The sequence below is a fragment of the Serratia ureilytica genome, assembly GCF_017309605.1.
Lineage (GTDB): Bacteria > Pseudomonadota > Gammaproteobacteria > Enterobacterales > Enterobacteriaceae > Serratia > Serratia ureilytica.
In genome coordinates this window covers 496,616-510,790 of the sequence record NZ_CP071320.1, presented here as the reverse complement: position 1 = coordinate 510,790, position 14,175 = coordinate 496,616, and the positions used below count along the sequence as shown (strand labels likewise).

Sequence of the window (14,175 nt, the reverse complement as noted above, 5' to 3'; positions counted from 1 at the left end):
TTCCAGTTATTGTTTTAGTTAACCCACCGCTACCATAGGCAAGGCCGGGCAAAATCGAAACCGGAGATTTGTAAGCAAGGTTGAGACGGGATAACGCGCGGCCGGCGGGCGCCGACCGCACAGAGGATCACTGGCCGGCGATCTTCATTTCCGGCAGCAGCACCGAACCGCACTGGATATTGCTGCGGGTTTCGATATCGCTGCCGACGCTGACGATGTTGCGCAGCATGTCTTTCAGGTTGCCGGCGATGGTGATCTCGCTGACCGGGTACTGGATCTCGCCATTTTCCACCCAAAAACCGGCGGCGCCGCGAGAATAATCGCCGGTGACGCCGCTGACGCCCTGGCCCATCAATTCGGTGACCACCAGGCCGGTGCCAAGCTGTTTCAGCATGCCGGCGAAGTCTGCGCCCTGCCCGGCAATGCGCCAGTTATGGATGCCGCCGGCATGGCCGGTGCTGTGCAGGCCCAGCTTGCGCGCCGAGTAGCTGGTCATCAGCCAGGTTTGCAGCACGCCATCCTTGACGATATCGCGCCGTTGGGTGCGCACGCCCTCGCTGTCGAACGGCGTTGACGCCAGCCCTTTCAGCAGATGCGGGTGTTCCTCGACGGTCAGCCACGACGGCAGGATCTGCTTGCCGAGCGCGTCCAGCAGGAAAGTGGATTTGCGGTAGACGCTGCTGCCGCTGATGGCCCCCACCAGATGGCCGAACAGCCCGGTGGCCACTTCGGAGGCGAACAGCACCGGCGCCTTCATGGTCGACAGTTTACGCGGCGCGAGACGCGCCAGCGTGCGGCGGGCGCACTCCTGCCCCACCCACTCGGGGCTGTGCAGATCGCCCATCGCACGGCCGATGGTGTAAGCGTAATCCCGCTCCATGTCACCGTCCTGCTCCGCAATGACGCAGCTGGACAGCGAGTGACGGCTGGAACAGTAGCTTTGCAGCATGCCGTGGCTGTTGCCGAACACCTTGATGCCGTAGTGGCTGTTGAAGCTGCCGCCTTCGGTGTTGGTAATGCGTTTGTCCGCCGCCAGCGAAGCCTGCTCGGCGCGCGCCGCCAGCTCGATGCCGCGCTCGGCGTCCAGCTCGGTCGGGTGGAACAGATCGAGATCCGGCGCCTCAAACGCCAACAAATCTTTCTCCGCCGGGCCGGCGCAGGGATCTTCAGAGGTGTAACGCGCGATGTCCAGCGCCGCCTGTACGGTGCGGGCGATGGCATCCGGGCTGAGATCGGTGGAAGAGGCGCTGCCTTTACGCTGACGGTGATACACGGTGATGCCCAGCGCGCCATCGCTGTTGAACTCGACGTTTTCCACCTCGCCGAAGCGGGTGCTGACGCTGATGCCGGTCGATTTGGTGACCGCGACTTCCGCCGCGTCGGAACCGGCGCGTGCCAGCTCCAGAGCCTGAGAAACGGCCTGTTCCAGCGCCTTGCGCTGTTCTGCAACTTGAGTGACTACTTTCATCAATCTGCCATAATTAATCAGAAAATCGTTGAGAAAAGTGCCGGAGCGGCGTAGTTGTGCACGCGGGGCGGCGCGCAAAAATCCTGAGATCTCTGCCGTTGAGTCTAACAGGAACCGCGTTGAATTTCGCATAAAGCCGGCAACCTGTTAGGATTAGCCTCTTTTTAACGGAGCCTACCATGAACAAACAGCCTGAAGACTGGCTCGACGATGTCCCGGAGAATGAAAACGAGGACGATGACGAGATTATCTGGGTCAGTAAAAGTGAAATTAAACGTGATGCCGAAGCGCTGAAAGACCTGGGGGCCGAAATGGTCGATCTGGGCAAAAACGCGCTGGATCGCATTCCGTTGGACGAAGATTTGCGCGCCGCCATCGAGCTGGCGCAGAAGATCAAGAAAGAAGGCCGTCGCCGTCAGCTGCAGCTGATCGGCAAGATGCTGCGCGCCCGCGATATCGAGCCGATCCAGACCGCGCTCGACAAGCTGAAAAACCGCCACAACCAACAGGTTTCGCTGTTCCATAAGCTGGAAGCGCTGCGCGACCGCCTGGTGGAAGAAGGCGATGACGTCATTCCGTCGATTCTGGATCTGTATCCGGCCGCCGATCGTCAACAGCTGCGTTCACTGGTGCGCAATGCGCAGAAAGAGAAGGCCGCCAACAAGCCGCCTAAGGCTTACCGCCAGATCTTCCAATACCTGCGCGAGCTGGCCGAAGCGGCTGACTAAGCGCCGCCGCCATCCCGGGATGAACCCGTTTCATCCCCGGTGATGCGCCGGTTCGCCGCTGCTTTCGCGGATATTGAAACGCAGGCTGCCTTCCAGCTCTTCTTCCGCTTCTTCAAACAGCAGAATGATCGCGCCAAAACGACGTTTACTGCGGGCATTGAGGTGGGTGAACTCGATTTCCACCGGCAGACCGATATCGCCGGTCACCACGTCCCACAGCGCGTCGAGGTTGGCGCCAAACCCCTCGTCCAGCGCAAACTTATGCGCGAAATCGCGGTAGAAGGCCGGCACATCCTGGATCTGCTCAAAATCAAACTCTACTTTTGCCATCAAACTCACTCCACACGAATGAAGTTTTTGTAATGGTCACGCGAGACGAAGATCAGACCGTCGCTCGAATACAGCAGGCGATCGGCGCCGCGCCGGCCACACTGGTAATTGATGTCCGCTTCACGCCAGACCCGGCCGCCGGCGCTCGGCAGTTGCCCTTCACGGTTAGAAAATCGATCGCCGCCAATCGCCTTGCCCGGCAATACCGAACAGAGGTTGCCTGAACGCGGGTCCCAGCCCTGCTCGCGCGCCTGCTTCTTGGTGATGTAATAATCCGGCAGCCGCTGATGCTGCTGTAGGTAACTCACCACCGTTTGCTGCTGCGTGAGCCGATCGATGCTCTGTTGCTGCCCCGCAGGCGCTTGCACCACCGCCGCATTGCCGCCGATCGCACGGTGCTCGTTGCCGCGCAACGCGCTGAAGACGGCGATGACCACGGCGATGACAATCGCCAACAGAATCCGCTTGTTCATGACATTCCCTGAAATTATGCCGCCGGAGGCGCCGCAGCTCCCCCAGGCTAGTTAGGTATATAGTCGAGCTGGATGAAACTAAGATGACCGACACGTTGCGTTTTCGCGGCGGTGAGGGTTTCATCCATTCATGTCAATGATGCCACTTTCCAGCCGTTCTGGCACTCGGAGTCTCTCTGAAAACGAGCCGCCTGCTCTGAGACGGCCCGCCGAACAACGACTGCTTACAGTATAGTCAGGGAAGGCGCCGCACAGCGCGGCGCAACAGGAGGGAACGCATCAATCGATCAAGGCGTGGCGATAGCGGTGCAGCATGTCGGCCAGGCGTTTCACCGGCCCGGTGACGCTGAGCGGCGCCTGATTGTCGACCAGCTTCTGTTGGTACTCGTTCATTTCGCCCAGCAAGCGATCGTAGTAGTAGGCGCGCTTGACGTCGTTCTTGGCGGAGACCACCCGATCGGCGGTGCTGCGGATCTGGCGGTGGAAGGCCGACAGCTCTTCGCTGGCCGGAATTTCCGCTCGCTGCATGCGCTGGTGGGCGATGATCAGGTTCAGCGCCAGACGATACTTGGCGATGTCGTTCGGGAACATCATCAGCAGCTGATTAAGCTGCTGATACAGCGCGGGCAGGTGGTTTTGCCGACGGCGCGCCGCCTTGGTGGTCAGCGCCGACACCGCGCTGCTGACGAACTGGTTGAGCAACGTGCGGCCGGTGCGTTCGCGCGAATTATCGCGGATCAGCAGCAGCACCATCAGCCCGACGCAGCTGCCGAGGAACTGGCCCAGCGCCCCGTCAAGAAACTGGGTCACGTTGAACTCCATCGGGTTGCTCAGCACCAGAATGTTGATGGTCCCCGCCAACAGCCCCAGCGAACCGAGCCGCCGCTTCTGCACCTCGATGCCGATGAAAAACGCCAGCAGGCCGAGGCTGAGACACAGCAGCAAAATGCTCTGCTGGGTCGCCGGCAGGATCACCATGAAGAACAGAGAACCGACCGGGATTGCCGCCAGCATGCCCAGCACGAAATCCATCGCCACCATGCGCGGCGCCGGGGTGCGCATCGCCAGCGAGGTGATCACCGCAATGATCACCATAAAACCGCTGCCGGACGTCCAGCCGGTCCACAGCCACAGCAGGCAGCCGAAGGCCGTCGCCACAAAGGTGCGCAGGCCGTTGATCATCGCGTGATGCCCTTCCGCCGAGGTCGGCTTGACCACGGTTTCATTGCTCAATACGCCCTCTTCCACCGCGCTGATGCTGCAGTTGGTGTGCACGCCTTTCGACAGCAGCAGGTAGCGCGTCGCCGCGCCGACCCAGCCGGTGATGGTCGGCAGCGTTTCCTCGGAGCGATGCGTGGTCAGCACCTGACGCAACAGCTTCATGCGTTTGTGGATCTCCTGCGGGGTCTCCGCCGGAACCATCAGCTGTTCCCGCAAACTTTCTTTCAGCGCCTGCGGGTGATTCAACAAGATCAGATAGGTTTCACAGGCCTGGGTGATCAGCGTCAGCGACAGGGTATGCAGCGCTTTCACCCGTCGGTTGACCTTCTGCCAGCGCGAGGATTCCATCATCAGGTTGTTGCGCATGCCGTCCAGCGCCGTGGTGCTCTTCACCAGATTGCTCCAGGCGCGGTCGATGTCCTCTTTATCGGCATGGCTGATGCACATCTGCATCAGGCGGTATTGATCCACCAGCAGCTTATCCACCGCTCGATCGATGTCCTGCTTGATCGAACGCGGCGAAAACAGCAGATCGGCCAACACGGCGCTGACGATCCCCAGCACGATCTCGCTGCAACGCTCGATGGCGAACTGCGGCGCTTCCAGCAGGTGGGCCTCGCTGGTGGCGACCGTCACGATGATGATCAGCGCGGTATAGCCGGCCAGCCCCCAGGCGTAGGAGTTCTCCACCTTGATAAGCGAAGAGAGCCAGGTGCAGAAACCAGCCCACATGCAGCACAGCATCAGCATCACTACCGGCGCGCGGGCGGTGGTGATGATGATGAGCAGGCCGACGAAGCAGCCGATAAAGGTGCCGATGATGCGCAGCCAGCCGCGATGGCGAATGGCGCCGGAGAAGGGTTCACCGCCGGCGGCAAAGGCCGGGCCGGCGGCGACGATGGCGGCGGTCATCGCCGACCAGCGCGGGGTTTCCAGATTGAGATGGAAGCCGACGAACAGCGCAAACACAATCGCGAAGCTGAGTTTGAAGGCAAATCTCAGCCGGATAAAGGTTGGGCTGCTCATTAGCCGAACTCACGCAGCCGGTGCATCAGGCGCACGAAAGGCGAGCCGCTGTCGGCATTGCGATCGTTCTTGCCGACGATCACCACGGTGGCGGTGGTGCCGGCCGGGTACGGATGCTGTTGGTCCTTGGCGTCCAGCAGGATCTTCACCGGCACGCGCTGCGCCAGGCGCACCCACTCCAGGTTGCTGTCGATCGAGGCCAACCCTTTGTTGTTCACCGTGCTGCTGCTGTTGTTCACCGCCGCCGCCACGCTATCGACGGTGCCATGCATGATGCGGTTGCTGCCGAGCGGGGTAATCTCCGCGCGATCGCCCTTATTCAGGCCGTTCAGCTTGGTCTCTTCCAGGTACGCCAGGATGTAGAAGGAATCTTTCTTCACCAGCGCCACCGCGACCGACCCGCGGGTGATGTATTCACCGGCGTGTACGTTGAGGTTGGTGATCCAGCCATCGGCCGGGGCGCGTACCGTGGTGCGCTCCAGATCCAACTGCGCCAGCTCGCGAGCCGCAATGGCCTTCGCCAGCTGGTGCTGCACGGTCTGCAGCGAGTTGTTCGACTGGTCAATCTCTTCCTGCGACATCGCCTGCACGCCCAACTTCACGCGGCGGCCGGCCTCACGCCGTTTTTCCGCCGCCAGCGTCTGATAGTAGGCGACGTCGGCGCCGGCTTCCGCCAAGGCCTGCTCATAACGCGGCCGATCGACCACGAACAGCACCTGGCCTTTCTTGACCAGTTGGTTGTCCACTACCGGCACGTCGGTCAGCAGGCCGCTGACGTCCGGCGCGATCGCCACCACGTCGGCGGTGAACTTGGCGTCACGCGTCCACGGCGACTCGGTGTAGAACACCCAGGCCTTGAATACCGCGGCAATGCCCAGCAGCACAAGAATCAAAGTGATCGCGATTCGGGTTATTTTTATCGAAAAATTTTTCACAGCGACCTCAAACAAAAAGACACGAAATCAGATAAAACAAGCAGCAATACAGCGCGGTATTAAACAGCGCCGGATGCCAGACAAAATCGTAAATCCCCGTCGGCTGCAGCAGGCGGCGCAAGAGAAAAAACAGCGCCAGCGACACCAGCAGCTCGAAAAACACCGGCGGAAACGACAGTCCGAAGATGACCATAACCGGAAGCAAACTCATCACTTTTTCCTTATTGTTCACTGCGCCGGGGAAAGACAGGTCTCGCCATTCACATTCTCTTTACATTTTAGCGTGCGCGCGCCACAAATCTTGACCAGGCAGCTTGTCCAGGTCACGAACCCGAAAAAAGGTTAAACTTTGGGGCAGACATCCACGACAGGGATTGCGAGGGTGCCGGAGGAGCGGCAGGATGACGTCGCCGCTCGCTCTCGCACGTTGGTGAGGTCTATTCACCCGACCACGTTATATTAGCCTGCTTACTATCAAGGCATCAACAATCTGTGATCTAAATCACTTTTAAGCCAGAGTGAATAATGGAAAGATTAAAACGCATGTCGGTATTCGCCAAAGTGGTTGAGTTCGGGTCGTTTACCGCGGCCGCGCGCCAACTCGACATGAGCGTTTCATCGATCAGCCAAACCGTCTCGAAACTGGAAAATGAGCTGCAGGTCAAGCTGTTGAACCGCAGCACGCGCAGCATCGGCCTGACCGAGGCCGGCAAGATTTACTATCAGGGCTGCCGACGCATGCTGCAGGAAGTCAGCGAAGTGCATGAGCAGCTGTACGCGTTTAACAATACGCCCGCCGGCACGCTGCGCATCGGCAGCTCGTCCACCATGGCGCAAAACGTGCTGGCGAACATGACCGCCGAGATGATGAAAGAGTACCCGGGTCTGACGGTCAACCTGGTGACCGGTATACCGGCGCCGGATCTGATCACCGACGGTCTGGATCTGGTGATCCGCACCGGCGCGCTGCAAGACTCGAGTCTGTTCTCGCGCCGCCTGGGGCAGATGCCGATGGTGGTGTGCGCCGCCAAAAGCTACCTGAGCCAGCACGGCACGCCGCAGAAGCCGAGCGACATGGTCAACTTTTCCTGGCTGGAGTACAGCGTGCGGCCCGACAGCGAATTCGAACTGATGTCGCCGGAAGGCATCACCACGCGCATTTCCCCGCAGGGGCGCTTCGTCACCAACGACTCCTCCACCATGATCCGTTGGCTGAAAAACGGCGCCGGCATCGCCTACGCCCCGCTGATGTGGGTGATCGAAGAGATCAAACGCGGCGAGATCGAGATCCTGTTCAAAAGCTACCATTCGGATCCGCGGCCGATCTACGCGCTCTATACCGAGAAGGACAAACTGCCGCTGAAGGTACAGGTGTGCATCAACTATTTAACCGACTATTTCGAACGCGTAGCGGCGGTCTATCAGGGTTATCGCTGAGCAGCGCTTAAATAGCGGCGCGCCAGCGCGGCCAGCAGCATCAGCGCCAACATGCCGATGCCCCACAGCAGCCAGACGGCGTAGCCCGCCCAGGCCAGCAGCAGAGGAAAATAGCTCGCCAGCCCGCTGCCCAGCTGTTTCAGCCACGGCAGCCAAGTGTCCAACACCGTCTGCGGCACCAGGCTCAGCGCACCGTTCACCGGCAACGTTGCGTTTCCGGCCGCCTCCGCCAACGTCGGCAGCCAGGTCAGCAGGCCGGATACGCCCCAGGCCAGCAACGTCCACAGCGCCATGGCGCCGAGCAGCAGCGCGACCGTCCAGCCGCCCCGATTCACGGCACACCGCCGCCGCACTGCGGACAAAAGCGGCTGCCCGGCGGCAACGGCGCGGCGCACTGTCCGCAGGTGGCGCTCACCGCAGCAAACGGCTGGCCGCAGCGGTGACAATAACGCGCGCCCGGCTTATTCACGGCCCGGCATTCCGGGCACTGCGGCCCCTGTTCGCCATGCTGGCTATAGCGGTTGCCATGGTGGCCACCGCCGTGGCCCGCGCGCCGATGACCGCCGTTAATACCGCCTTGCCCCAACAACCTTTTCAGTAAGCTCATCCCGCCTCTCCTCTGTGCATTCACGCTGAAGCTCACTGTAAACCCTGGAGTAAACTCCAGGGTAAAGCCCGGCGATGAGGATTTACGTTTCATTACATCGTAATAATGGCAAGGCTTTGATGCCGTTAACAAAAGCATCATCGGCATTATCCCACGCCGCTGCGCTGCGTTATGCTGCGGGCACCTCTCCCTGCATCAGGAATAACCATGAAAAAAATCATACTGGACTGTGACCCGGGGCATGACGACGCCATCGCCCTGCTGCTGGCCTGGGGCAATCCGCAGATCGACCTGCTGGCGGTCACCACCGTGGTGGGTAACCAAACGCTGGACAAAGTGACGCGCAACGCCCTCGCGGTGGCGCGCATCGCCAATATCACCGGCGTGCCCTTCGCCGCCGGCTGCCCGCGCCCGCTGGTGCGCAATATCGAAGTGGCACCCGACATTCACGGCGACTCCGGCCTCGATGGCCCGGTGCTGCCGGAGCCTCACCTGCAGCTGGACTCGCGCCACGCGGTGGATCTGATCATCGATACCGTGATGGCCCACCCGCCCGGCAGCGTGACGCTGGTGCCGACCGGCGGCCTGACCAATATCGCCATGGCGGTGCGTAAAGAGCCGCGCATTGCCGAGCGGGTCAAGGAAGTGGTGCTGATGGGCGGCGGCTATCATGTGGGCAACTGGAGCGCGGTGGCGGAGTTCAATATCAAAATCGATCCCGAGGCGGCGCACATCGTGTTCAATGAAAAATGGCCGCTGACCATGGTCGGGCTGGATCTCACCCACCAGGCGCTGGCCACGCCGGCAGTCTGCGAACGCATCGCCGCCCTCGGCACCCGGCCGGCCGCCTTCGTCGGCGAACTGCTGGCATTCTTTGGCCATATGTATCAGCAGGCGCAGGGCTTCAGCGCCCCGCCGGTGCACGATCCTTGCGCAGTGGCCTATGTGATCGATCCGAGCGTTATGTCGGTGCGCAAAGTGCCGGTGGATATCGAGCTGACCGGCACCCTGACGTTGGGCATGACGGTCGCGGACTTCCGCGCGCCGCCGCCGCCGGACTGCCACACCCAGGTCGCGGTCAAACTGGATCAGGATAAATTCTGGGATCTGGTGGTGGATGCGCTGGAGCGGATCGGCGACGTGGAGTAAGCGCACAAGAGACGAGATTAACGCGCTTGGGCAGGCGCGTTAGTCTGTATTCTGCCGCGGCAACGGGGAGGCTCAAGTCATAACCGCTTTTATTTCCAATGCAGCAGAACAATCCTAATAATAAATTATTTCATGAAAATTTAAAAAAACAGATAAAGGCAGGAAGAATCTTAATAAAATTAAAACCATGAAAATCACATTGAATTTAAAAATCAGCAATGGAAAACGATGAAGTAAATCTCCGCCCTCACGCCGCCATTGACGGCATCAATTAAACAAGCAGATACCTCTTTTATTCTTCACACTGCCTGCCAATCTAGGCCGTTGCCGGGATACCCCACGATATCCACACACGCAAGAACCACAAACAACCAATTGATTTTAATTAATAAAAACAACATTAAGATTAAAAATTGACTGAATCACAATAGATTTGAGAAAATAGCGCGTCTGTTTTTGCAAACAACAAAAATGCCTTTTGCGAGTGAAAAATACGACTTAACCTTTCTTTGGGCAAACAGCCTCGCGCATTCTCAGGGCAAACATTATTTATCGCTTTACCATAAAGACGGTTTAAATTTCCCGTGAGACATTTTCGATTTCAACATTACACGCATTTCAACACCAGGATAAAGGATAGGGAATAATCAAAGCATGCATTTAATAAACGCTATCAGGCCTTGGCAGGTTAACCATGGCCGATAAATCTCCCGCTAACGCAGCGACCATCGCCGTGCTGCCCCTGCTGCTGATCTGGATGGCGGCGGTCCTGCCGGTCTATCATCCCAACATGGGCGGCGACGGTCTGGCGCTGCCGCAAAACATTCTGGCCTGGGGCGTCATGGCGCTCACTACGCTGATCGTGACGTTTACCGTTTGCCTGGGTCGCATCCACCTTTCGCTCACGCCCACCGCGCGCCTGTTGCTGCTCGGCATCGCCGTGCTGGCGCTGCCGTTGCTGTATACCCGCCCCGAATGGCGCGAAGACGCCCTGTGGCGCTGCGCCGGTTTGCTCGGCGGTTGGTTGTTCTATGTCGCCTGCCTGCAGCTGCGCGTCACCGCACGGCAGCGCGAGCTGCTGCTGTTCGGCCTGTTGTTTGCCGTCGGCATTCAGGCGTTGTTGGCGGCTTTACAGCTGTTCGCCCCCGCGCTGGCCTGGGTATCCCCTAACGGCGGCCGGGTCTACGGCGTCTTTCAGCAGCCGAACGTGCTGGGCAGCTTTATCGCCACCGGGCTGGCTTTGGCGCTCTGGCTGCTGCTGGCTCCCTTCTCTGCGCCGACACGGCGGCAAATCCCGCTGCTCGCGCTGCTGGCCGCTTTCTCCGCCCTGCTGGTGCTGATCCAGTCGCGCGCCGCCTGGTTGGGGGCCGCATTGGCGGCGGCGCTGCTGCTGTGGCGCTTTGCCCGCCAACGCCCGGCCGCAAGCCGCTGGGCCGGCGGCGCGCTGCTGCTGGGCGCCGCGATCGGTCTGACGGTGCTGTTCACCGGTTTTGGTCTGGATGGCCGCGCTGGCCTGATCGGACGGGAGCTTTCCAACAGCGCGCGCCTGACCATGCTGCACGACGTCGGCGCCATGATCCTGGCCAAGCCGCTGCTGGGCTGGGGCTACGGCGGCTTTGAATACAGCTTCGCGCACTTCCGCCTGCAGACAATGCCCTGGAGAGAAGTGCTGGAAGTCGCCGGGCATCCGCACAATGAAATCCTGCTGTGGTGGGTCGAGGGCGGCCTGACGGCGCTGGCGGGTATCGCTATCGTCCTTGCCGCCGGCGTACGGCTGCTGAAAAGCGCCTGGCAACGGGATCGAGAACAGCAGAACGGTGCGCGCGTCGGCCTGTTCCTGGTGCTGCTGCCGATGCTGATACACACTCAGCTGGAATACCCTTTCTATCTGTCTGCGCCGCACTGGCTGGCGTTTCTGCTGCTGCTGGCGCTGCTGGACGGCCAAACCGGCGAGCCCCGCCCGCTGCCGTTCGCCAAAGCCCTGAGCCTGCCGGTGGCGCTTGCGGCGCTCGGCGTGCTGGTGATGGCGGCCTTCGCCTGGCAAGGGCGCATGGCGCTCACTCAGTCGGAGCGCACTATGCTGGCCAACATCGACAGCATCGAGCAGATGCCGCCGCCGGCCGCCTGGATCTACCGGGAGCGCAAAACCTTCGACGAGCAATCTCACGCGCTGCTGGTCTATAACCAAACGCGCGATGATGCCCTGTTGACCGGCTATCGGCAGTGGGCCAATGCCTATCTGCAGCACCGCATCGACGCCAACGTCTACGCCACGCTGATCATGATCTTGCGCTATCAGGGGGATCAGGCACAAGCCGATGCTCGCCAGCGGGAAGCCGCTTTTCTGTTTGCGCGGGATGCGCGGTTCAGGTAGGGACAACGAGGTGAGAGCGATGCTTCGCCGCTCCCACCTGCGTCATTTTATGTCGCAAAATTAACGCGGCAAAATCGCGCACTCTTTATCCAGCAGCGATTCTACCGAAGCGCGGTTGCCGACGTCCCAGCCGCGCTTCGAGGCCAGCAAAATAAACCCCCGTTGGCCGCCAAACGTAGTGGGCACTAACGCCACGCCATATTCCGCCATCTGCGGCGGCGACAGATGGAAATAATCCGCCAGATCCTTAATCGGGTAAACGCCCATCGCGGTTGGCTGCATCACGCGGCGCGCGTAGTAGGTGTGGCGCAACAGCTTATCCGGCAAGGGCCGCCATTGTTCCTGTATGTAGGGACGTTCCGCCTGCAATTGACGCCGCACGTCCTCACGCAGACAGGTCAGGTGAATATGCAATTGGTTTTGGCTGCGGCCGTATGCGGAGTTGATCGCCATGCCCAACATATCATCCGGCACCGGCCCGCCATATTCGGCGGCCAGCCGATAACGCATCAGCCAGGCATAGCCAAAATAGTCCGTCCGTTCCCCGGCCAACAGCTGCGGGCTTTCGATGCCGGAGAGCGGCGCCGTCGGAACCAGAATAAAATGATAGGGGTAACGCGGATTTTGCAGCACGCTAAAGCCCTGGGCCTTCCCCTGCGGCATATAAATCTGCTCACAGGGCGCCGGATCGCGCTTTTGCTGATAATTGGCCATGCAAAGCTTATCGACCACGCCCCACAGCGCATCGGAGCGGGCGCAGCCCGTCAGGGACAGGACGCCCAGCGCCAGCAGCCAACGCCGGGCGGGTATAGCCAGACGCGTCATCATCGTATTGCTCTGTTTTTTCGCCACGTCAATTTTATTCCATTATATCGTGCAGGCTACGGCGTCCTGCCGCGCTTAGCGTTACGAATGCGAGAAAGGCCGCAAAATGGAGCATGATTGAGGGGCCAACGCGTGGCCCCTGGAGGAAAAATTACGCCGTGCCGCCGACGGTGAGCGTGTCCAGTTTCAGCGTCGGTTGGCCGACGCCCACCGGCACGCTCTGGCCTTCTTTGCCGCACACGCCCACGCCTTTATCGAGCGCCAGATCGTTGCCGACCATCGAGATCTGCTGCATAGCCTCGATGCCGGAGCCGATCAGCGTCGCCCCCTTCACCGGTTTAGTGATGCGGCCCTTCTCGATCAGATAGGCTTCGGTGGTGGAGAACACGAACTTGCCGGAGGTGATATCCACCTGGCCGCCGCCAAAGTTCGGCGCGTACAGGCCGTACTCAACGCTGGCGATGATCTCTTCCGGCGTCGATTTACCCGCCAGCATGTAGGTATTGGTCATGCGCGGCATCGGCAGATGCGCGTAGGACTCGCGGCGGCCGTTGCCGGTCGGCGCGACGCCCATCAGGCGCGCGTTGAGCTTGTCCTGCATGTAGCCTTTCAGCACGCCGTTTTCGATCAGCACGTTGTACTGGCCCGGCACGCCTTCGTCGTCGATCGCCAGCGAACCGCGGCGCCCTTGCAGGGTGCCGTCGTCCACCACGGTACACAGCTCAGACGCCACCCGCTCGCCCATATGGCCGCTGAACACCGAGGTGCCGCGCCGGTTGAAGTCGCCTTCCAGGCCATGGCCCACCGCTTCGTGCAGCAGCACGCCCGGCCAGCCGGCACCCAACACCACCGGCATATTGCCGGCCGGCGCCGCTACCGCGCCGAGGTTGACCAGCGCCATGCGCACCGCTTCTTTAGCGTAAGCGTCGGCGCGCACGTCGCCGTCGACGGTTTCCAGGAAGTAGTCATAGCCGAAACGGCCGCCGCCGCCGCTGGAGCCGCGCTCACGCTTGCCGTCCTGCTCCACCAGCACGCTGACGGAAAGGCGCACCAGCGGACGAACGTCCGCCGCCAGCGTGCCGTCGGTGGCGGCCACCAACACCTGCTCGTAAACGCCGGTGATGCTGGCGTTCACTTCCTGCACCCGCGCATCGGCGGCGCGCGCCACCTTGTCGACGCGGTGCAACAGGGCGATTTTCTCTTCGCGCGGCAGGCTTTGCAGCGGATCGAGCAGCGGGTACAGCGCTCGATAACCGATTTCGCCCAGGGTATGCGCCCGCCCGTCGCCCTGCTCGCGCACGATGCTGCGCGCCGCCTGGGCGCTCTGCTGCAGCGCATTCAGAGTGATCTGATCGGCATAGGCGAACCCGGTCTTCTCACCGCTGACGGCGCGCACGCCGACGCCCTGGTCGATATTGTAAGAGCCATCCTTGATGATGCCGTCCTCGATCACCCAGGCTTCGTGATAGCTGGACTGAAAATAGAGATCGGCGTAGTCGATACGGCGTTCTGCCAGTTGACCCAGTACCGAGTACAGGTCTTGATGACTCAGCTTGTTGGTAGCGAGTAACTGCTCACTGACAAACGTCAGACTCATAATGG

The 14,175-nt window shown here is 60.7% G+C and carries 14 protein-coding genes; 4 read left to right on the top strand and 10 right to left on the bottom strand.

Translation table 11 applies throughout. The features are described 5' to 3' along the window. Positions 1-127 precede the first annotated feature (127 nt). Entirely contained in the window at positions 128-1,468 is a 1,341-nt protein-coding gene (gene pmbA, locus J0X03_RS02335) for a metalloprotease PmbA (protein WP_042785444.1), read from the bottom strand. 179 nt (positions 1,469-1,647) lie between these two features. On the opposite strand from pmbA, the gene yjgA reads away from it, so the two are divergent. Continuing rightward, the gene (gene yjgA, locus J0X03_RS02330) at positions 1,648-2,196 is read left to right on the top strand and encodes a ribosome biogenesis factor YjgA (RefSeq protein WP_004936968.1); all 549 of its coding nucleotides are present in this window, start codon (positions 1,648-1,650) and stop codon (positions 2,194-2,196) included. A 30-nt stretch (positions 2,197-2,226) separates the two neighbouring features. Here yjgA and J0X03_RS02325 read toward each other — a convergent pair whose 3' ends face one another. The 5 genes from J0X03_RS02325 to aaeX form a co-directional block, all read right to left on the bottom strand. Continuing rightward, entirely contained in the window at positions 2,227-2,526 is a 300-nt protein-coding gene (locus J0X03_RS02325; RefSeq protein WP_033644909.1) for a barstar family protein, read from the bottom strand. Between the two features lie 5 nt (positions 2,527-2,531). Further along, complete coding sequence (locus J0X03_RS02320) at positions 2,532-2,999, bottom strand: ribonuclease (RefSeq protein ID WP_033644465.1); 468 nt, start codon at positions 2,997-2,999, stop codon at positions 2,532-2,534. Positions 3,000-3,278: 279 nt separating this feature from the next. Continuing rightward, complete coding sequence (gene aaeB / locus J0X03_RS02315) at positions 3,279-5,246, bottom strand: p-hydroxybenzoic acid efflux pump subunit AaeB (RefSeq protein ID WP_033644464.1); 1,968 nt, start codon at positions 5,244-5,246, stop codon at positions 3,279-3,281. After that, complete coding sequence (gene aaeA / locus J0X03_RS02310; protein ID WP_033644462.1) at positions 5,246-6,181, bottom strand: p-hydroxybenzoic acid efflux pump subunit AaeA; 936 nt, start codon at positions 6,179-6,181, stop codon at positions 5,246-5,248. The genes aaeB and aaeA overlap by 1 nt, the downstream gene beginning before the upstream one ends. A gap of 7 nt (positions 6,182-6,188) precedes the next feature. Then, the gene (aaeX, locus tag J0X03_RS02305) at positions 6,189-6,392 is read right to left on the bottom strand and encodes a p-hydroxybenzoic acid efflux pump operon protein AaeX (protein ID WP_004936952.1); all 204 of its coding nucleotides are present in this window, start codon (positions 6,390-6,392) and stop codon (positions 6,189-6,191) included. Between the two features lie 314 nt (positions 6,393-6,706). Here aaeX and aaeR point away from each other — a divergent pair, with 314 nt between their 5' ends. Then, a complete protein-coding gene (gene aaeR / locus J0X03_RS02300) occupies positions 6,707-7,618 on the top strand; it encodes an HTH-type transcriptional activator AaeR (RefSeq protein ID WP_004936950.1) in 912 nt (303 codons plus the stop codon). Here aaeR and J0X03_RS02295 read toward each other — a convergent pair. Both J0X03_RS02295 and J0X03_RS02290 read right to left on the bottom strand, forming a co-directional pair. Next, entirely contained in the window at positions 7,609-7,953 is a 345-nt protein-coding gene (locus J0X03_RS02295) for a hypothetical protein (RefSeq protein WP_033644460.1), read from the bottom strand. The genes aaeR and J0X03_RS02295 overlap by 10 nt on opposite strands. Then, on the bottom strand, positions 7,950-8,225 hold the full coding sequence (locus J0X03_RS02290; RefSeq protein WP_033644459.1) for a zinc ribbon domain-containing protein: 276 nt from the start codon (positions 8,223-8,225) through the stop codon (positions 7,950-7,952). Before J0X03_RS02290 ends, J0X03_RS02295 begins: the two co-directional genes overlap by 4 nt. 207 nt (positions 8,226-8,432) lie before the next feature. Here J0X03_RS02290 and uriH point away from each other — a divergent pair, with 207 nt between their 5' ends. Next, positions 8,433-9,374, top strand: coding sequence for a uridine-preferring nucleoside hydrolase UriH (uriH, locus tag J0X03_RS02285; RefSeq protein WP_069100226.1), 942 nt, complete (start codon positions 8,433-8,435; stop codon positions 9,372-9,374). Between the two features lie 694 nt (positions 9,375-10,068). Then, a complete protein-coding gene (locus J0X03_RS02280) occupies positions 10,069-11,748 on the top strand; it encodes a PglL family O-oligosaccharyltransferase (RefSeq protein WP_046687886.1) in 1,680 nt (559 codons plus the stop codon). Positions 11,749-11,808: 60 nt separating this feature from the next. On the opposite strand, the gene J0X03_RS02275 is transcribed toward J0X03_RS02280, so the two are convergent. Continuing rightward, entirely contained in the window at positions 11,809-12,573 is a 765-nt protein-coding gene (locus J0X03_RS02275) for a CDP-diacylglycerol diphosphatase (protein ID WP_033644908.1), read from the bottom strand. A gap of 151 nt (positions 12,574-12,724) precedes the next feature. Continuing rightward, positions 12,725-14,170, bottom strand: coding sequence for a metalloprotease TldD (gene tldD / locus J0X03_RS02270; protein WP_033651236.1), 1,446 nt, complete (start codon positions 14,168-14,170; stop codon positions 12,725-12,727). Positions 14,171-14,175: the final 5 nt, after the last annotated feature.